The organism is Elizabethkingia miricola (assembly GCF_001675285.1).
In the GTDB taxonomy this organism is placed as follows: Bacteria; Bacteroidota; Bacteroidia; order Flavobacteriales; family Weeksellaceae; genus Elizabethkingia; species Elizabethkingia miricola.
On record NZ_LSGQ01000007.1, the window covers coordinates 262,647 to 282,078 of the forward strand.

At 35.8% G+C, this 19,432-nt stretch carries 23 protein-coding genes; 17 read left to right on the plus strand and 6 right to left on the minus strand.

The features are described from left to right. Positions 1-55: 55 nt before the first annotated feature. From ATE49_RS09410 to ATE49_RS09425, 4 genes are all read right to left on the minus strand, one after another. Positions 56-610 carry a DinB family protein gene (locus ATE49_RS09410; RefSeq protein WP_065081955.1) on the minus strand — a complete coding sequence of 185 codons (555 nt, stop codon included), beginning with the start codon at positions 608-610 and terminating at the stop codon, positions 56-58. A gap of 219 nt (positions 611-829) precedes the next feature. Next, complete coding sequence (locus ATE49_RS09415) at positions 830-1,366, minus strand: Crp/Fnr family transcriptional regulator (protein ID WP_065081956.1); 537 nt, start codon at positions 1,364-1,366, stop codon at positions 830-832. Positions 1,367-1,374: 8 nt separating this feature from the next. After that, a complete protein-coding gene (locus tag ATE49_RS09420; protein ID WP_065082020.1) occupies positions 1,375-1,794 on the minus strand; it encodes a hypothetical protein in 420 nt (139 codons plus the stop codon). 19 nt (positions 1,795-1,813) lie between these two features. Continuing rightward, the gene (locus ATE49_RS09425; protein ID WP_024567824.1) at positions 1,814-2,299 is read right to left on the minus strand and encodes a DUF456 domain-containing protein; all 486 of its coding nucleotides are present in this window, start codon (positions 2,297-2,299) and stop codon (positions 1,814-1,816) included. A gap of 93 nt (positions 2,300-2,392) precedes the next feature. On the opposite strand from ATE49_RS09425, the gene ATE49_RS09430 reads away from it, so the two are divergent. Genes ATE49_RS09430 through ATE49_RS09470 form a run of 9 tightly spaced genes read left to right on the plus strand, consistent with a single transcriptional unit; the run spans position 2,393 to position 11,053 of the window. After that, positions 2,393-3,655 carry a mechanosensitive ion channel family protein gene (locus ATE49_RS09430; protein ID WP_059155250.1) on the plus strand — a complete coding sequence of 421 codons (1,263 nt, stop codon included), beginning with the start codon at positions 2,393-2,395 and terminating at the stop codon, positions 3,653-3,655. Between the two features lie 30 nt (positions 3,656-3,685). Next, positions 3,686-4,426: a pyridoxine 5'-phosphate synthase gene (locus ATE49_RS09435; RefSeq protein ID WP_065081957.1), complete on the plus strand. Its 741-nt coding sequence runs from the start codon at positions 3,686-3,688 to the stop codon at positions 4,424-4,426. 43 nt (positions 4,427-4,469) lie between these two features. Next, positions 4,470-5,246, plus strand: a complete 777-nt coding sequence (locus ATE49_RS09440) for an alpha/beta fold hydrolase (protein ID WP_065081958.1) — start codon at positions 4,470-4,472, stop codon at positions 5,244-5,246. Between the two features lies 1 nt (position 5,247). Next, positions 5,248-6,258, plus strand: a complete 1,011-nt coding sequence (locus tag ATE49_RS09445; RefSeq protein ID WP_059155254.1) for an NAD-dependent epimerase/dehydratase family protein — start codon at positions 5,248-5,250, stop codon at positions 6,256-6,258. A gap of 3 nt (positions 6,259-6,261) precedes the next feature. Then, positions 6,262-8,025 (plus strand): AMP-dependent synthetase/ligase, encoded by a 1,764-nt coding sequence (locus ATE49_RS09450; RefSeq protein ID WP_065081959.1) that lies wholly within the window; start codon positions 6,262-6,264, stop codon positions 8,023-8,025. 12 nt (positions 8,026-8,037) lie between these two features. Further along, on the plus strand, positions 8,038-9,093 hold the full coding sequence (locus ATE49_RS09455) for a diphosphomevalonate decarboxylase (RefSeq protein WP_065081960.1): 1,056 nt from the start codon (positions 8,038-8,040) through the stop codon (positions 9,091-9,093). An 11-nt stretch (positions 9,094-9,104) separates the two neighbouring features. Further along, on the plus strand, positions 9,105-9,983 hold the full coding sequence (locus tag ATE49_RS09460) for a subclass B3 metallo-beta-lactamase GOB-32 (protein WP_065081961.1): 879 nt from the start codon (positions 9,105-9,107) through the stop codon (positions 9,981-9,983). 1 nt (position 9,984) lies between these two features. Continuing rightward, positions 9,985-10,482, plus strand: a complete 498-nt coding sequence (locus tag ATE49_RS09465; RefSeq protein ID WP_065081962.1) for a DUF2867 domain-containing protein — start codon at positions 9,985-9,987, stop codon at positions 10,480-10,482. After that, positions 10,475-11,053 (plus strand): ABC transporter, encoded by a 579-nt coding sequence (locus ATE49_RS09470; RefSeq protein WP_065081963.1) that lies wholly within the window; start codon positions 10,475-10,477, stop codon positions 11,051-11,053. The genes ATE49_RS09465 and ATE49_RS09470 overlap by 8 nt, the downstream gene beginning before the upstream one ends. Positions 11,054-11,133: 80 nt before the next feature. On the opposite strand, the gene endOF1 is transcribed toward ATE49_RS09470, so the two are convergent. After that, positions 11,134-12,150, minus strand: a complete 1,017-nt coding sequence (gene endOF1, locus ATE49_RS09475) for an endo-beta-N-acetylglucosaminidase F1 (RefSeq protein ID WP_065081964.1) — start codon at positions 12,148-12,150, stop codon at positions 11,134-11,136. A 240-nt stretch (positions 12,151-12,390) separates the two neighbouring features. Here endOF1 and gloA2 point away from each other — a divergent pair, with 240 nt between their 5' ends. The 5 genes from gloA2 to rluF are packed head-to-tail and all read left to right on the plus strand — an operon-like array spanning position 12,391 to position 15,731. Then, on the plus strand, positions 12,391-12,768 hold the full coding sequence (gloA2, locus tag ATE49_RS09480; RefSeq protein ID WP_065081965.1) for an SMU1112c/YaeR family gloxylase I-like metalloprotein: 378 nt from the start codon (positions 12,391-12,393) through the stop codon (positions 12,766-12,768). A 46-nt stretch (positions 12,769-12,814) separates the two neighbouring features. Next, complete coding sequence (locus tag ATE49_RS09485; RefSeq protein WP_059155260.1) at positions 12,815-13,351, plus strand: DUF1543 domain-containing protein; 537 nt, start codon at positions 12,815-12,817, stop codon at positions 13,349-13,351. A 4-nt stretch (positions 13,352-13,355) separates the two neighbouring features. Beyond that, entirely contained in the window at positions 13,356-13,823 is a 468-nt protein-coding gene (locus ATE49_RS09490; RefSeq protein ID WP_065081966.1) for a nuclear transport factor 2 family protein, read from the plus strand. Between the two features lie 58 nt (positions 13,824-13,881). Next, complete coding sequence (locus ATE49_RS09495) at positions 13,882-14,991, plus strand: 5-(carboxyamino)imidazole ribonucleotide synthase (RefSeq protein WP_065081967.1); 1,110 nt, start codon at positions 13,882-13,884, stop codon at positions 14,989-14,991. Positions 14,992-15,008: 17 nt separating this feature from the next. After that, a complete protein-coding gene (rluF, locus tag ATE49_RS09500) occupies positions 15,009-15,731 on the plus strand; it encodes a 23S rRNA pseudouridine(2604) synthase RluF (RefSeq protein ID WP_065081968.1) in 723 nt (240 codons plus the stop codon). Positions 15,732-15,868: 137 nt separating this feature from the next. On the opposite strand, the gene ATE49_RS09505 is transcribed toward rluF, so the two are convergent. Next, complete coding sequence (locus ATE49_RS09505) at positions 15,869-16,768, minus strand: DMT family transporter (RefSeq protein ID WP_065081969.1); 900 nt, start codon at positions 16,766-16,768, stop codon at positions 15,869-15,871. A 231-nt stretch (positions 16,769-16,999) separates the two neighbouring features. Between ATE49_RS09505 and purE the strand changes: the two genes are divergently transcribed. From purE to ATE49_RS09520, 3 genes are all read left to right on the plus strand, one after another. After that, on the plus strand, positions 17,000-17,503 hold the full coding sequence (gene purE, locus ATE49_RS09510) for a 5-(carboxyamino)imidazole ribonucleotide mutase (RefSeq protein WP_065081970.1): 504 nt from the start codon (positions 17,000-17,002) through the stop codon (positions 17,501-17,503). 83 nt (positions 17,504-17,586) lie between these two features. Then, positions 17,587-17,955, plus strand: coding sequence for a DUF4377 domain-containing protein (locus tag ATE49_RS09515; protein ID WP_065081971.1), 369 nt, complete (start codon positions 17,587-17,589; stop codon positions 17,953-17,955). A gap of 115 nt (positions 17,956-18,070) precedes the next feature. Next, complete coding sequence (locus ATE49_RS09520) at positions 18,071-19,402, plus strand: hydroxymethylglutaryl-CoA synthase family protein (protein WP_065081972.1); 1,332 nt, start codon at positions 18,071-18,073, stop codon at positions 19,400-19,402. Positions 19,403-19,432 lie beyond the last annotated feature (30 nt).

The following is a 19,432-nucleotide window of genomic DNA, read 5'->3' on the forward strand; positions in this document are numbered from 1 at the left end:
ATTGATACTCATTTTTAACGGAAACTATAGCGAAAACGTTTTCACTGATAAGCATTTATACTCTAATATTGCCGGTAGCTTTTATCGCTTGCTGAAGATGTCTTTCGTTATGGTAAATAAAAAAGCGAAAAGTGTCACCCAGTTTTAATCTTAAATATTTGGAGATACTGATAGAAACCCTGGTTTTGTTTAAGCTTACTGCTTTTGATTGCTCCAGCAAGGTTAATGTTTGATGAAGTTGTTTAAGAAAAGTTTCCAGAGTAAAACTATCCAGCTTACTATCCAATGGGTTCATATTTTTAGGAGATTTCATTTTATTAAGCTTCTCCTTAGGTTTTATAAGATTAGTAAAATAGTTGCCTAATTTTCCACTTTTGAATGTGTCTTCAGGAGGATATGAAGCGTTTTTTACTCTATTCTCAATTTCAAGTAAATAGAAGTTACCATAACGATTCAGATGTTCAATACATTCCAGGGCACTCCAGCTGTCAGCAGAAGCTTTCTGATTTAGCTTCGTTTCTGTTTTCGATTTTAGCTCTTCTGTAATCTTGATATGCGACTGTACCAATGTGGTTAATTCATTGTAAAACTGATCAAACTGAATTTTCATTTCTTATTTTTTTTAACGCGATTTTAGATTAACACAAAGCCACAAAATAATGTATATTATACGGACTGTTTTTAAGCCACGAAAGGATTAATTTTCTATACTAACTGTACCATTGTGCTAATTGATTTAACGGCAGTATGTAGAAAAAAAAGATCTTATCAGGGCTTCGATACTTTTAGCAAAATTCAGCAATTGGTTCTTTTAAACCCTTGATTGAGATCAAGATTTTTTAATGCGGGAGAGCGTCTCCGGGGTCATGCGCAAATAATTGGCAATATGCTTATTCGGAATTTGTTGGAAAACCTGTGGACTTCTTTTTAATAGGCGATGATAACGCTCGCGGGGTGATTGGGTGAGAAGATCTATTTCTCTTTCAAACTGCTGTAGGTTCAAATCTTCCAGAATACTATTCCATAGTTGAAGGTGTTGCGGATCTTTATTCATTAACTGCATAAAAGAGCCCTTGGAAGCGACAAGGATTTTAGTTTTTTTTAGAGCCTGAATATAGAGTTGTGAAGGTTTATTGCTTAAAAAAGAATCAAGGGAAACCATAATATTTCCCGAATAACCAAAACGAATGTTGCGTTCTTCGGTATTGTCAGAGATAAAGATTCTTACACTGCCTTCCTGTATGAAGTATATATTGGTGTCGGTACTGCCTGCCTCTTTCAGGTACTCATTTCTGTTTAGAATAATAGCCTTCTCAAACAGATTTTCATCTTTGAGAAGGCTATTAATATCTGGTCGGGATGACATTTATATCGTTAGTTTTTTTTAGAAACTTTTTCGACTCTTACGCTAATGCTATAATCACTCTTTTTAAGTTCAATATTGGTTACTCTGTCGGGCTGAATGCTCTCCAATGTGTACTGATACCCACCCAAAATCTGTGTTTTCGCATATTTTCTGTCCGGCATATCCTGAGTGTCCAGTATAAGAGTCTGATTATTGACTTTCAGCTTTATTCTGGCATTGCCAATCCATACACATCTGGCATTCATAGGGCAGCGGGAATCTTCCGGAACGTCCACAAATTTTATTTTTAATTTCTCCTTTTGCAGAGATTTTTCCTCACCCATTTTCAGAGTGATAACCGGCCCTTCTGTATAGCTGGTATTAGATGTTGCTTTACAGGATGACAATGCACTTAGCCCTAATAAAGCGGTGAAAAGATAAGCTTTCATATAATGTAATTTGGTTTGTTTAAAATAAATCAATTATTACTACAATAAGCATAGCGCAGCCTACTACAAAATTAAACCCGGTTCCGTAAAGAAAACCGATTAAAGCTCCTTTAGTAGAGTTCCATGCTTTTTTATGATCTTTACGATCGTGGAGTAATTCACCAACAAAAACACCGATTAGCATTCCTATTAAAAATCCGAATATTACCGGTATAAAAAACATACCCAATATAGTGCCAATAAATGAGCCAATGCTTCCCCAGCGGGTACCGCCATATTTTTTATTGGTTTTGGCAGGAATGACATAGTTCAGTATAGCAGATAGAAGGGTTAGTATCCCGAAAATCCAGATATATCCCATGGACATATCAGAATTGGTGCCGAATTTATAAATCAGAAGTCCGGCATAACTAACAATAAGTCCGGGTAATACCGGAAGGAATGTACCCAATATTCCTATGATCAGTAAAATAATGCAAACAAGCGTTACAAGCCCCTCTTCCATATTGTAAATATCTGGTTTAAATGTAAGGAATTTAAAGAAAGTGAAGAATAAATTGTTAATTTTGTGTATTAAACGAAATTTACATCCCGCTACATGAATAATGATTTACAGGAAACAAGAGATTTTCTACAGCAAATCAGTTATGACATTAATGTATTCTTTGCAAAGTACTTTGATGGCAGTATTGCGTGGATATTTCAGGTCACCAGTAAGATTTTAGTTCTTCTTGCATTTTACTTTATTGTAGACTTGGGGATAAGACTTTTCTTCAACTTTCTCTATAAGATTATAAAGAAAGATAAGTATCCGTTTGTAGAAGCACTTTATCAGTCAAAGTTTCCCCGTGCTATGGCACATGTTATTGCATTAGGTTTATGCAGTTTTGCTTTGGATTCTATTTTCTATAAAAATATGCATCCGGCAACCAAATCTATACTGGATGTAATTGTTCAGATAGGGCAGTTAATTGTAATAGGGAGTGCCGGACTTCGATTGTATAAATCTGTGGAGATTTACTACATTCTGATTAAAGAAAATTATAAGCTTATTGCTTTCAAAGCAGTATCCCAGACGCTGAAAATATTTGGTGGTGTTATTCTGTTTTTTATCGCCATTAAAATTGTTTTTAAAATCAATAGTGGTACTATTCTGGGTAGTTTAGGAGCCATAACTGCCGTGATGGTATTGGTTTTCAGGGATACCATTTTGGGATTTGTTACCGGAATTCATGTGGCTACATCCAAGAATCTGAAAGTAGGCGACTGGATTGGTATTCCAAAGTATAACATAGAAGGAAACATTACCGATATTAGCTTGTTGACAACAAAAATTGTAAATTTTGATAAAACGGTATCCACAATTCCTACCTATGATCTGATGTCTACAGAAATCAGGAACTATCAGGTGATGACGGAAGGCAATCTAAGGAGAATAAAGCGTTCCATGATTTTCAATATCAAATCCTTCAGATTTTTAAACAAGGAGGATTATGAAAAGTTAGAAAAGGTAAATCTGATATCGGATTACATCATTACCAAAAAGAATGAAATTGATTCCGAGAAGCTGGAACTTCACAATGCAGATAATATGCTGAATGGTCAGCAGTTAACCAATATTGGAGTTTTTCGGAAATATGCTGAAAACTATCTGCGCAACAATCCTAATATCGAACAAAAAGAGATTATACTGGTTCGTCAACTAGAGATCACACCACAGGGAATGCCTCTGGAAATTTATTGTTTTACCATCTATTCTAATCTTGGTGATTATGAAAGAGTACAGTCCGATATTTTTGACCATTTGCTTGTAGCAACACAAGATTTTGGACTGGAAGTAATACAGGTAAACAAAGTTTAATAAAGTAAATTATATACAATAATAAAGAACATGACTAAATTAAGTGTCAATATTAATAAAATAGCAACATTACGAAACGCAAGAGGGGGAGATGTACCGAGTGTAACACAAATAGCTATTGATGCACAAAAATTTGGAGCGCAGGGAATAACAATACATCCGAGACCGGATGAAAGGCATATTACCAGAAAAGATGTTTATGATCTGAAACCTTTGGTAACCACAGAATTTAATATAGAAGGAAACCCACACCGTTCATTTATCGATATGGTACTGGATGTAAAGCCCGAGCAGGTAACATTAGTACCGGATGCTGATAATGCTATAACTTCTAATGCTGGCTGGGATTGTAAAACCTATCTGGATAAACTAACAGATATTATTGCTGAATTTAAAAATGCCGGTATCAGAACTTCTATCTTCTTAGATCCTGATCCTGCAATGGTAGAATATGCTGCTAAAACAGGAACAGACAGAATAGAGTTGTATACCGAAGCTTATGCTACAAACTATCCTAAAGATAAAGATGCAGCTATAAAACCTTACTATGAAACGGCATTAAAAGCTACAGAATTTGGTTTAGGCATCAATGCCGGACACGATCTTAGTTTGGATAATCTGAAATATTTTGCAGACAAGATTCCTAATTTACTGGAAGTTTCTATTGGGCATGCACTAATTTCTGAAGCCTTATATTTGGGACTGGAAAATACTATTCAGTCTTACCTGAAGCGCTTAGCACAGTGGCAGGTTTTGAATACTGAAGGTTAGAATAATGTTGAGAATTTAAATTTTATTATTTAAAATTAAAGAAGTGGAAATTTTACATTCAAAAATATACGGACAAGATAAAACCGGAACACCATTATTGGTGTTTCATGGTTTATTTGGAATGCTGGACAATTGGGGATCTTTCGGACGTGAATTTGGCGAATTAATGCCGGTACACCTTATCGATCTTCGTAATCATGGAAAAAGCTTCCATTCCGATGAGATGACCATAGATGCAATGGTGAATGATATTCAGGCTTATATGGATCATTACGGACTAGGGAAAGTATACCTGCTAGGTCATTCTCTTGGTGGGAAAGTGGTAATGCAGTATGCTATTACCAATCCTGAAAAAGTAGAAAAACTTATCGTAGCCGATATGGCACCAAAAGCATACCCGCCACATCACCAGGGAATTTTTAAAGCTCTGAATACTGTAGATTTGAATCAGGTAACCAGCAGACAGGAAGTAGAAGAAGAACTGAAAAAGTATATTCCGGAAATCGGCGTTATACAGTTCCTTCTGAAAAACTTATACTGGACAGAAGATAAGAAGTTAAGCTGGAAATTTAATCTTCCTGTACTTACAGATAAGTACACTACTTTTGTAACAAATGCAGTAAAATACGGAGTCTATAACGGACCTGTTTTATTTTTAGCAGGAGCAAATTCCAATTATATATTACCACAGGATGGGCTTCTGATCAGACAGCAATTCCCGAACTCTGAGGTTAAGAAAATTGTAAATGCCGGACATTGGGTGCAAGCAGAAAATCCAAAAGATTTTAACGCGGCTGTCAAAGAATTTTTAACACAATAAGATGGTTTTAGTTACCGGAGCAACAGGAATATTAGGAAGAGTCATTGCACTGAAACTTTTAGAAAAGGGTTTCAATGTAAAGGCTACAAAACGTCCGTCGAGTAATATCAACGATGTGAAACATTCCTGGCATGCCTATACAGATAAAGCGGAAGAGTATTTTAATAAAATAGAATGGGTAGATGCTGATTTTGATGATACAGATTCCTTGCAACGAGCATTGGAAGGTGTTACAGAAGTATATCATTGTGCCGCAAGAGTAAGCTTTAATCCCAAATTCAGAAAAGAATTGTACCATACCAATATTGATGGTACCAAAAATTTGCTTTATGCCTGTGAAGGATCTTCGGTAAATAAATTCTGCTTTATAAGTTCTATAGCTGTTTTAGACGGATTTAACGAAAGCGGAGAATTGGATGAAGATTCCGATTTCAAGCATGCCTTAGAGCATTCAGCGTATGCCAAGTCCAAACATTTTTCAGAAATGGAGGTTTGGCGTGCTTCTGCAGAAGGACTTAATACTGTAATTGTACTTCCGGGGATTATTCTGGGAACAGGAAATTGGGAGGCAAGTAGCGGTAAGTTGTTCAATTCTTTTGAAGTAACACCTTATACATTTTCCGGTAGTTCTGCTTATGTAGATGCAAGAGATGTAGCCGATATATCCATAGCCCTTATGGAAAAGAATATTTTTGGAGAACGTTTTATTACGATAAGCGAAACCCGAACTTATAAAAGCTTTTCCGAGAAAGTACGCAGCAAATTAGGACTTTCTGTTCCTAAGATTATTCCGGATGGTTTGTTACATTTTTCCAGGATTTTCGGAAAATTAGGGTTCCTTATTCCTCCTCTTAAAATGCTTAACAAAGCCAATATAGAGGCTATAACGGCACATAATAAAATATCTAATAAAAAGATAAAAGATCAGCTGGGTTATCAGTTTATCCCGCTTGACGAAAGTATAGACTTTCACCTGAACAATTATATTAAAGACAAAAAACTGAAGTCTTAACGAATGAATTTAGCACAATCAATTATAACCCGAAACCTGGAAAAGCATGCGCTGAAAGCTGCTGTTGGTTTTAAAAAAGAAAACCAGTGGAAAGAACTTAGCTGGAAAAAATTTAGCGAAATGATTGCTAAAACAGCTAATGCACTTAAAGCAGCCGGGATTCAGGAAAATGACAGAGTAGCTATTTATTCAGAAAATTCCGCTGAATGGATAACTTTTGATCTGGCTATTTTATCCTTAGGTGCTATTACCGTTCCTATTTACTCTACGAATAATGCCGAACAGGCCGAATATATTATCAACGACTCACAATCCAAAATAATTCTGGCAGGTAATCAGGAGCAGTATAACACTTGTTATGAGTTATTACAGCGCAATGAATATTTGAAAACCATTGTTGTTGCTAAGAATAAAGTAATAGGGAAAAAGGAAAATACAGTTTTTCTTCGCGAATTTATTGCAAATCAGCCTTCAACATTTGAATTCTGTCCAAAGGAAGATGATGATACAGCAACATTGATATATACTTCCGGAACAACAGGAATACCAAAAGGTGTAATGATTACACACGGAAATTTCCGTAAGGAGTTCGATGCTCATTTTGAGTTTTTTAAATTTAAAAACTTTGAAGACGAACTTTCACTAGCCTTTCTTCCACTGACGCACGTTTTTGAAAGAAGCTGGTCGCTTCTGAGTTTATACGGAGGTGCAAAAGTTTATTTTCTGGAAGACCCTAAAAATATTGCACATGCACTAATCGAGGTAAAGCCTACGATGATGTGTACCGTTCCAAGATTTTTCCAGAAAGTATATGCCGGTATCCACGACGTAGTAGAGAAAAGTTCTCCGACCAAGAAAAAAATATTTAATTGGTCATTGGGAATAGGGAAACAATATGCGGAACTGAAGAGAACTGAAAAAGAAATTCCTTTTGGATTAAAAGCTAAGCACGGATTAGCAGACCTTCTGGTATTTAGTAAAATGAAAGAAAAATTAGGCGGTAGACTATGGTTTACACCTTGTGGTGGAGCTTCAATTTCACCGGAGGTTACAGAATTTTTCGATGCTATAGGACTTCACCTTACCGTAGGTTATGGTCTTACAGAGACTACAGCTACGCTCTCGCTTTTCCCTTTTACAAAATACAAGTATGGAAGCTGTGGTAAAATATTACCAGGAGTAGAGATAAGAATCGGAGCCGATAATGAAATACAGGCCAGAGGAAGTGGCATTATGAAAGGCTATTTCAACAAGCCGGAAGAAACAAAAGCTGTTTTTACGGAAGATGGCTGGTTCAAAACTGGTGATGCCGGAAATATTGATGATCAGGGTAACCTGACTATTACAGAAAGAATAAAGGATTTATTAAAAACGTCAAACGGAAAATATATAGCGCCCCAGCAAGTGGAAAATATATTGTCCAATAACAATTACATCCAACAGGTAATGGTTGTGGCAGAAGGAAGACAGTTTGTTTCTGCTTTAATTGTACCCAATTTTGAATTCCTGAAAGGAGAACTGGGTAAAATGAATATTCCTTTTACAAGTTGGAATGAAATCGTAAAAAATGAAGCAGTAAATAAACTGTACAAAACTAAAATAGAAGAATTTCAGACTTCTTTGGCATCATTTGAAAAAGTGAAGAAATTTATTCTGATGCCTGCAGAATTTGAAATCGGAAGTGGTGAGATTACACCAACTTTAAAAATTAAAAGAAAGGTTGTTTCCGAGAAATACAAAGACCTTATTGAACAGATGTACAGTTAAAATGTAGTAATTATGGAAAAAGAATTTTTAGGAAATATAAATTTTAATATCAGCAGTCAGACGGTTGCAGAAAGCTGTCCGTCTAATATTGCTCTGATTAAGTATTGGGGGAAATATGAGAATCAGATTCCTGCCAATCCAAGTATCAGTTATACGCTGAACCATTGCAGAACAAATACGACAATGGAGTTTTCAGAAGGAGAAAACTTCTCTGTACAAACATTTCTGGCCGGAAATGAAGAGTTGAAGTTTGCTGAGAAAATTGAAAAATATTTCAAAAATATAGAACAATATTTACCATGGATTCTGAAAGGTAAATATGTAATCAGAACCGAAAATACTTTTCCACACAGTTCTGGTATTGCAAGCTCAGCTTCAGGATTTGGTGCTATTGCAAAATGCCTGATGCAACTGGATGCAATTTTTTTGGGAAATACAAGTGAAGAAGAATCATTGAAAAAAGCTTCATTCCTGGCAAGGCTGGGAAGTGGAAGCGCTTGCCGCAGTCTGTACAATGGATTAGTGGTATGGGGTAATACAAGAGAAGTAGAAGGAAGTTCAGATTTATATGCTGTACAATATCCAAATGATGAAATTCATCCGGTATTCAAAAATTTTAACGACTGGGTGCTATTGATCCATGAAGGAGAGAAAAGTGTTTCTTCTACAGTAGGACATGGACTAATGAAAACAAACCCATATGCAGAAAGACGTTTTCAGGAAGCACATGAAAACTTTGCTAAGCTTAAAAATATTCTGAAAACCGGAGACCTGGAAGGTTTTATAAAACTTACGGAACACGAAGCACTTACACTGCATGCAATGATGATGATGAGTGATCCTGCTTTTATTCTAATGAAAACCGGAACTCTTGAAGTGATTAACAAAATATGGGATTTCCGTAGAATTACCGGATTACCTCTATTCTTTACACTGGACGCAGGGGCTAATGTCCATCTGTTGTTCCCGAATGATATTGAAAGTGATAAAATAAAAATATTTATTCAGCAGGAGCTTTTACCTTTCACCCAGAAAGGTGGAGTGGTAAAAGATGAAATGCGCTTCTAAAACGTATTGCTATGAGAAATTTTGCTACACTGTTTTTTCTGTCAGTTTGTTTGAGTTTGAATTTGAATGCTCAGATAGTAAAAGAACCTGAGAATATGCCTAAAGAATGGAATCAGGCTTATGAACCATTCAGAATTGCAGGTAACCTGTATTACGTAGGAACTTATGATTTGGCTTCTTACCTTATTGTGACGGACAAAGGCAATATTCTCATTAATACAGGAACGGCAGAATCGCTTCCAATAATAAAAGACAATATTCAAAAGCTGGGGTTTAATTATAAAGACATTAAGATCTTGCTGCTTACCCAGGCTCATTATGACCATACAGGTGCGTTAGAGGATTTTAAAACAGAAACCGGTGCAAAATTCTATGCAGATAAAGCAGATGCTGATGTCCTGAGAACAGGGGGTAAGTCCGATTATGAATTGGGAAAATATGGTGTGACATTTAAACCTATTACTCCGGATAGAACGTTAAAAGATCAGGATAAAATAACACTGGGAAATACAACCCTGACTTTGCTTCATCACCCGGGACATACAAAAGGTTCCTGCAGTTTTATTTTTGAAACAAAAGATGAGAAGAGAAAGTATAGAGTTCTGATAGCTAATATGCCCTCTATTATTGTTGATAAGAAATTTTCTGAAGTTACAGCATATCCGAATATTCAGTCCGATTATGCTTATACCTTTGGTGCAATGAAAAAGCTTGATTTTGACCTTTGGGTGGCATCGCATGCAAGTCAGTTCGATCTGCATGAAAAACGTAAAGAAGGAGATCCGTACAATCCACAATTGTTTATGGATAAGCAAAGCTATTTCCAAAACCTTAATGATTTGGAGAAAAGCTATCTCGACAAAATAAAAAAAGATTCACAAGATAAATAATATGAAAACAATACCTTCTTTCTCAGTATTAATTAAGCAGAAATTTGATTATACCGATGTTTATTTTCAGGAGGTGAAAACTGAAAGAAATATCCGCCCGGAAGATTTAGGAAAAGCTTTCTTTACGAGTAACATTCCATGGGTGAAAAAACTTTTTACATTACGCAATAAACTGGTTGCAATGTTCGGATTAAAAGGATCTGATAAAAAAAGTAAAATTATGAAGCAGGCTGAGCAATCAGATTTTGCTATAGGTGAAAGGTTTGGGTTGTTTAAAGTCCTGGATAAAAAAGAAAAAGAAATTATTCTGGGTGAAGATGATAAACATCTTGATTTTAAAGTATCCTTGCTCTATGCTCAACCAGAAAACAAAATTTATATTTCTACAGGTGTACAATACCATAACTTTTTTGGCAAACTGTATTTTTTCTTCGTTAAACCTTTCCATAGATTAGTAGTAAGATCCATGTTGAATTCTATGGTAGCAAGTTTTGCCTGATTTTAATAACATCTGTAATTATCCTCCGCTACCAGATAAAAAATGGAGGAAAGAAGCTATAACGGAAAGGAGGTTCTTACGTAAATTTAGATTTGGTTCAATAGATCAGATCCCAGAAAAAGCTATATTCAGAAAAACGAATATTCAAATATGGTTTATTTTGATTCTGGCTATAATTGTTGTTCCTGCTATAATAATGATGGAGAAGAACAACCAGAAATATATATTAACTCTAAGACTTTTTATGGCTGCTGTTTTTGTTATTGGAGCTCTTATAAAATTGATTCTTGGCTATATATTTCCTGAATTGACATTGAGTGATAAAGGTGTGAAAATCTTCGGCAGAGAACTAATTGTCTGGAATGATATCAAAAGAATTAAAACTGTCGGACTTTATGCTGGAGATGCACAGCTAATTATTGTAAAGAAAAATAATAAAAAAATTACGGAGGACTTTAAACGTCTTAATACAAATAGCTACAAGCTGGCATTGATAGTCCGTTCTTTTGCTAAGAAGTACAAAACAAGAGATATTCTTTTGCCACTAAATAATATTAAACAACCTGTCTGAAGACTTATAAGATGACACCAAAAAACATCTCATCGTTTCAGACAGGTTTTCTCATTTTATATTAGGCTTTGTATAGCTGTCTACCAGTCCTTAGAATAAGGTGTATTGGAATATACCAGTTCATCACCATATAGCTCTTTTGCAATAAGCTTAAGTGCAGGAAGCTGACCAGAAGTGAAATTACTGCGGTTAGGATCCATTGCAAATATCATATGACCTCCATAACCTTTTGTAACAATATTTCTCAGTGCCTGAGCTGTAGCATAGATACCACGATTAAATTCTTGGGAAGACATAACCATACCTGATTTTGCAAGCCCTGGATAATTTGTAGCCAAATCATAACTGCCGCCATAATCATGAATGGCATAGTCTACATAGCTGCCGGCATTTACACCATCAACAGCATTAGGGAAAGAAGACGTCCTGCTGTATACATAAACAGTTACCAGTTTATTTGGCATTGCTTGTTTGGTTTCGTAGGCCAGACGTGCAGCTGCATTATTGGATGGCGTTACAAAACCAGCTGGAGGTGGCGTTTGATAAGCAGAATATTCATCATCGAAAAATACACCATCCAGATTATACAGATCACAAGTATTTTTAAGCTCCTGCGCAAATGCTTTTGCACGTGTTGTTGAAAGATTAGCAATACCCGATCTGTCATGGTTTCCTAAAATGCTCAGTATAACTTTTATACCTTTATCCTGTAAAGGTTTCAGGTATTTAGCACGATTGGTCAGCAGATGTTGCACATTGGGATTATTGCTTACAAACACTTTATCATTAGCAGCGTCATAATTAATATTAGCAGAAAACAGAACAACCATATCTACCAAAGGTTTTCCACTGTTCTTTAGTGTAAAATTCAGATTGTTGAGCGGATTAGTATCATTAACCTCTGTAAAGCTGAATAATTTAATATTTGCTTTTGTTGTAGCTGCAGCTCTTGCGGTAGCCGCATTCGGTGAAATATTGTTATTTTCAGAAGCTATTGTGTTGTCTCTGGAACAGGATGTCCATAGAAAAGGAAAGGCCAGGAATACTAACAGATTATTCTTCAGGCTGGCTGAAAATTGGTGGATAAATTTTTTCATAGTGATATATTTTATGTTAATTTGGTTTTTATATTTTGACGGGTGTCATAATATTTATTCCCCTGTTTGGGAATTTTGATATAGATTCACAAGTGTTTCATGTAAAATTATAAATTAATCGTAATATTGAATATGAATCAGTGTTAATTTTTTAATCAAAATGAATCTTTATTGAATTTGTAGTATCTGTGTAGGATGTGGTTCCCGTAAATAAACAGAATAAATCATAAAAAATTTAAAATGTACATTCATCATATTGCTATTATTTGTTCGGACTATCAGGTTTCCAAAAAGTTTTATACCGAAATTTTAGGACTTAATATCATTCGTGAAGTTTATAGAGAGGAAAGACAATCTTATAAGTTGGATCTTGCAATCGGGGATCATTATGTTATAGAATTATTTTCCTTTCCGAATCCACCTGAACGTCCGTCCAGACCAGAGTCTTGTGGATTAAGACATTTGGCTTTCGCTGTAGAGGATATAAATTCCAAAAGAGAAGAATTGATAAAAAAAGGATTAGCGTGTGAAGACGTCCGTATTGACGAATTTACCGATAAAGAATTCTTTTTCACCCAAGATCCGGATCAGCTGCCGCTGGAATTTTATCAGATCTGATTTTCAGGGAAGCATAATATTTCACTATTTTTGCAAAGAAAGAGCTATGAAATTATTCTATGTAATCCTTGGTGCTACTCCTGAAGGAAGAAATATCGAACAACACGACGTATTTTTTGGAATTGCAGAGACGCTGGATGACCTTATTCCGGATATGAAAGAATTCTGGAAAGAAGCCAAAATTCATATTGACTGTCATCAGGAAGTGAAATTTGCAGATGGTTATGAAGTGAAAATTGTAGAAAGAGGAACACAGAAATCGGAAGACCAATTATATTTCATCAATCTGGGCGGTTATAAGCCTGGCTTCTTTGAAGAATTTCACGAACAGCATTTGATGGTAGGAACCTCAATGGGAGAAATTGTAAAAAGAGTAAAGCAAACAGAATTTTATCAGCAAATGGGATTTGAAGGAGCGGTAAGTCACATCGATGATAAGCATGGTGTGGATATCGACGATATCTTTAATGTCAGCGACATTCTTCCAAAGAAAATGAAAGAGAAATATACTATCGTTCTCGAAAAGAGTAATGTTGAGGTTCAGGAAAATGAAATGCATTTAGGCTATTTTAAACTTAAATAATATTATGCGAAGCAGCTTCATACTTATACTGGGATTAAGTTTTAATTTATTTTTCTCTCAGGTTTCAGAAACCGAAGCTGTAAAAGCAGGAGTTAACAAGCTCTTTACAGCGATGAAGGACTCCGATTCGGCAGGTATTAAATCAAGTTTTACCAAGCAGGCAATTTTGCAGACAATAATGAAGACCGGTGAAGTAAAGACAGAGAATATTCCTGCATTTACCAGAACTATTGCAAAAGCTGTAAAGAATACACTGGAAGAAAGAATTTCTTTTTCTGCTATTCATATTGATGGAAATCTGGCATCTGTATGGACACCGTACCAGTTTTATTTTCAGGGGAAATTTTCACATTGTGGTGTGAATAGTTTTCAAATGGTTAAAGAAAATGGAGAGTGGAAAATACAGTATATTATCGATACCCGCAGGAAAGATAACTGTGTTGATGATAGTAAAAATGAATTGGTAAAATAAAATAGTGGTCTTTACTTGCTGAAGGCTCGAAATAAAAATAAATCTAATAAAGTAAATAATGAAAATAGGAATTTTAGGAGGTGGACAGCTTGGAAGAATGTTGATCCAAAGTGCTCTGAAATACGATGACGAATTTTATACACTAGATCCGGCAGCCGATGCTCCATGCCATAATATATCCTACTTTACACAAGGAAATTTCAATGATTATCAGACAGTACTGGATTTTGGAAAAGATAAAGATGTTGTAACCATTGAAATTGAACATGTAAATGCAGATGCTCTAGAAACATTGGAGAATGAAGGTGTAAAAGTGGTTCCAAATTCCAGAATTATTAAAATTATTCAACAGAAAATTCTTCAGAAAGAATTTTACAAAGAAAATAATATCCCTAGTCCGGATTTTCAGACCGTACAAAGTAAATCGGAAATAAGCTTTCCTCTTCCTTTTGTACAAAAAATGAATACCGGCGGTTATGACGGAAAAGGAGTACAGGTAATCCGTACAGAAGATGATCTTCAAAAGCTGTGGGATGCTCCATCTGTATTGGAAAGTCTGGTAGATATAGATAAAGAGCTGGCAGTAATTGTAGCCAGAAATGAAGATGGTGAAACCAAAACTTTCCCGGTAACCGAAATGGTGGCAGATCCTAAACTTAATTTATTAGACTTTAATATTTGTCCGACGATACTAAGTGAAGATATACAAAATCAGATCTCAGCAATTACAGACAAGTTCTTGCAGACAGTTAATTCTCCTGGCTTATTTGCTATAGAATTATTTTTGGATAAAGAAGGTAAGGTTTGGGTAAACGAGACGGCTCCAAGGTTGCACAATTCCGGACACCAAAGTCAGGAAGGAAATGCTAACTCCCAGTTCGAGCAAATGTACAGAGTTGTAAAAAACTTACCATTAGCAGATACAGATGCTGTTATCTTTAGTGGAATGCTAAATTTGGTAGGAGCAGAAGGCTTTTCCGGAAAAGTAGTATATGCAGGGTTGGACGAAGTACTGAGGCTACCTAAAACATATATCCACCTGTATGGTAAAACTGAAACCAAACCAGGAAGAAAAATGGGACATATTAACGTATTAGCTGAATCCCGTGAGGAACTGATGGAGAAGTTGGTGAAGATAAAAGAAATGGTGCAGGTAATTGCAGAATAATACAGAAAACTAAAGATTTGGAAAAAACACGCATCAATAAATACCTGTCAGAAGTAGGTTATTGCTCCAGAAGAGCAGCAGATAAACTACTGGAAGAAGGCAGAATCACAATAAACGGAAAGCTTCCGGAGATGGGGACTAAGGTCTCGGATGAGGATGAAATCTTTGTGGATGGGGTTTCTATTCGCAAAACGGATGAAGAGCATGTTTATATAGCTTTCAATAAGCCTGTGGGTATTGTTTGTACAACCGATACCAAGCGTGAGAAGAATAATATTATTGATTATATCAACCACCCTAAACGTATTTTCCCAATTGGACGACTGGATAAGCCTAGTGAAGGATTAATCTTGCTGACATCGGACGGTGATATTGTTAATAAAATCCTCCGTTCCCGGAATAATCATGGTAAAGAATACCTGGTAAGAGTAAACCAGCCGATAACACCGAAGTTTCTGGATAAAATGAGAAACGGAGTGCCTATCCTGGATACGGTTACTAAGAAATGTGAAGTAGAACAGATTGATAATTTTACATTCAAAATTGTTCTTACACAGGGACTTAATCGTCAGATTAGGAGAATGTGCGAGTTTCTGGGGTATGAAGTGAAAAAACTGAAACGTATCCGTATTATGAATATCAGACTGGATTTACCAATTGGTAAATGGCGGGATCTAAGTATACAGGAATTGGCAGCACTCAATAACCTGCTGGAAGATTCACAAAAAACAACAGATTAATGATAAAAGAGCACTTGCGGAATTAGACGCAAGTGCTCTTTTTATTTTGCTCATACCGAAAGTATTAATATTGCGAAGAAATTTATGCCCTAAAACCAAAAGAAATTGAATATAATTTGTGTCTTGGTGTTAATATATTATGCCAATCTGCGTTCAGATTTTGGTTTGTAGTTCGTAATAAATACACCGCAGATAATAAGACATGCTGCTATAATAAATTTCACAGAAATTTCTTCGTCCAAAAGTAACCAGCCTAAAAATATGGCAATAATAGTATTGATATAAGCCAGTATGGAAACCTGTATCGGTGTGATTTTGGTGAGTGCATAGTGAAAAGCAAAAAAAGCAGTCACAGACCCAAAAACCGCAAGATAGATCATAGCCGATATACTTTTTAAGGTCCAGTTTCCAAAATTGTAATTGTCTGAAAATATAAAGGCCAGTATAATCTGCACAACTCCGGCAAAAGCAAATTGGTAAAATAAGTTCAATGAGATATTACCGCTTTGTATATTCATTTTTTTAGTAAAAATCGTTCCTGATGCCCATCCGGAAATGGCACAAAACATCAGAAGAATACCATTTCTGTAGTTAGGGTTAGCCAGGTCTTTTAATCCGTCCCAGAAAATGAAGATAATCCCAAAGAAACAAATCAGAATTCCTGTCATTGCCCGAAAACTGAACTTCTGTAATCCTACAGCCAAACTTCCCAGAAAAACCAGAATAGGGGCACAGGCACTAATCAGAGAAGCAAGACTACTTGTTACATTTTCCTCAGCAACTGTAGTTAATCCATTAGCACCTACAAGCATTAGGGTAGAGAAAATAATCTGATATCTTAAATTTTTCCAGCCAATCCATTTCAGTTCTTTACGGAATATAAGAATTGTACCCATAATAATTGCGGCCAGAAGCTGGCGTATGCCTGCTACAAACCATCCGGGAATGCTTTCCACTGCAACACGTATCCCCATAAAAGTGGTTCCCCAGACGATAGCCACCGTCAGAATAGCAAATAGTAATTTATAGTCTCTCAAAATGGATTGGAATAAAGTATTGCAAAGATATTATTAGTTTTTATATTTTAGCCTGTAGCAAGGAAATACAAGTGCTGAAAAAAAGATAATTTAATATGTGGAATCCTTTTCGAAAAAAGAAAGTGTAGCACCTCTGCTTAATCTTTCTGCTAAAATGGCTTTAGGAATAGAGCAATTACGATAGGCTTTCCTTTCAATTTCATTATCTTTGACCATCTAAAAAAAGTAAACATGATCGGAATTATTATGGGAAGTCAGAGCGACTTACCAATTATGGAACAGGCAGCCAATTTCCTTAATGACTTAGGTATTCCGTATGAACTCACGGTTGTTTCTGCACACAGAACACCAGAACGTATGTTCGAATATGCTAAGTCTGCAAAACAGAGAGGACTGAAAGTTATTATTGCCGGGGCAGGAGGAGCAGCTCACCTTCCGGGAATGGTAGCAAGTTGTACAACCCTTCCGGTAATTGGAGTTCCAATTTTATCCAGTAATTCTATAGACGGATGGGATTCAGTATTGTCTATTCTGCAAATGCCGGGTGGTATTCCGGTAGCAACTGTTGCATTGAATGGAGCTTTAAATGCGGGTATCTTAGCCGCTAAGATAATAGGGAGTGCAGATGAGCAGGTAGCAGAAAAATTACAGCAATATCAGGATACATTAAAAGATAAAGTTTTAGGAACTGTGGATGTGATTAAAGCACAGCATCCTAACCACTACGATCTGTAATTTTTTATCCTTTTTCGAAAAAAATAATCCAAATTAGACTTTTTAGCACGGTTCTTGTCTTTAAGGCCGGAAATATAAATTCTATGAAAAAAATACTTGCAGTTAGTAAACTATTTGTAGCCGGATTAGGACTTTTTGTACTTCAGCAGTGTAACGTACAAAAGACAGCTAAAGAAAACAATGCCGAAACATTTGTAGTGGCTTCAAAACAAATTGACTGTACTGGTGTAGGAAAGCAAAAATGCTATTTGGTAAAAGAAGGAGAAGCTAAAATCTGGAGTTATATGTATCAGTCTGTTGAAGGCTTTACTTATGAGCCTGGATACGAATATGTATTGAAAGTGAAAAAAGAAAAAGTAGCTAATCCACCTGCGGATGCTTCTTCTATAAGATATATTCTGGAGAAAGTAGTTTCGAAAAAACAGAAAATATCAGAGGATTTACCTCAATAAACAGAAAAACAACATCAATAATTATGGCGTACTGTGATAAAATAGTACGCCATATTTTTTTCTTTTTAAATTCAACTCCCTAACTTCGTAGGGTTTTTTACAAAAACTAATATTTATGAAAGTTGGAGTTGAGGCGGCTTCTTATTATGTGCCGCATTTGTATTTGGAAATTAAAGAGTTAGCAGAGAATAGAGGAATTGATCCGTTAAAATTAGAAAAAGGCTTAGGTCTCCATAAAATGGCTTTTCCAGATGTACATGAAGATGCCGCGACATTTGCCGCAGAAGCTTTGTTTAGATTGATCAATGATTACAATATCAATCCAAAAGAGATCAGCAGAGTATATCTGGGAACAGAAAGTGCTCTGGATGCTGCAAAACCTACAGCAACTCTTGCTGTACAAATGGTAGAACAGGCTTTAGAAGAAAAATATGGAAGCCGTAGTTTCAAAAACTGTGATGCTTTAGATATGACCTTTGCTTGTATTGGTGGGGTAGATGCTTTGCAAAATGCTATTGACTTTGTAAGAGTAAATCCTGGTAAGAAAGCAGTAGTTATAGCATCGGATTATGCGAAATATGAACTGGCTTCAGGTGGAGAGTATACACAGGGAGGCGGAGCTGTAGCTTTATTAGTCTCTTCTCAACCAAATTTACTGGAAATAGAAAATCATTGGGGAATAGGAATGGAAAGTGTTTTTGATTTCTTCAAACCAAGAAGACACTATAATAAAGCAGATCTGAATAATGCTCCGGCAAGTTTTCCTGATAAAATTGAAGTATTCTCCGATGAACCTGTTTTCGACGGACAATATTCAAATGAATGTTTTAAAGACAGGATCCGTGAAGCTTACCAGCACTTTAAAGAAGAGAAAGGTGTTTCCGGTAATGCATTTGCAGATTGGAGATTTTTGATATTTCACTTGCCTTATGCATTCCATGGTAAAAGAATTTTTAGTGAAATTTTCGCTATTGAAAACAACCTGCCTCATGCTACAAATGAGGATCTGAAAGCTATTGCCGGAAGTGATGCTTACAAGGCTCTGGTAAATGAAAAAATAGAAACTTCTCAGCGTGCATCTTCAGAAATTGGTAATATGTATACTGCTTCAGTATTTATGGCATTACTGTCTGCACTGCAGGTATCTGCTAATGAAGGTGAAGATCTTAGCGGAAAGAAAATAGGTTTCTTTGCTTACGGGAGCGGTTCTAAGTCAAAAGTTTTCGAAGCTACAATAGGCACTAACTGGAAAAGTGTTGTTGAAAAATGGAATCTCTTCGAAAATCTGAAGGAACGTCAATCCATTGATTTTGCTACTTATGAAAAGCTTCACCGCAAACAGGCAGAAAATTCAGTTGTAGCTGATAAGAAAGGTTTCGGACTGGATTATACAGAAACAGAAAATCCGGTTCTGAAAGGAGCTAGATATTATAAATATAATAATTAGTTAAAAAAACCGCGGTTTATCTGCGGTTTT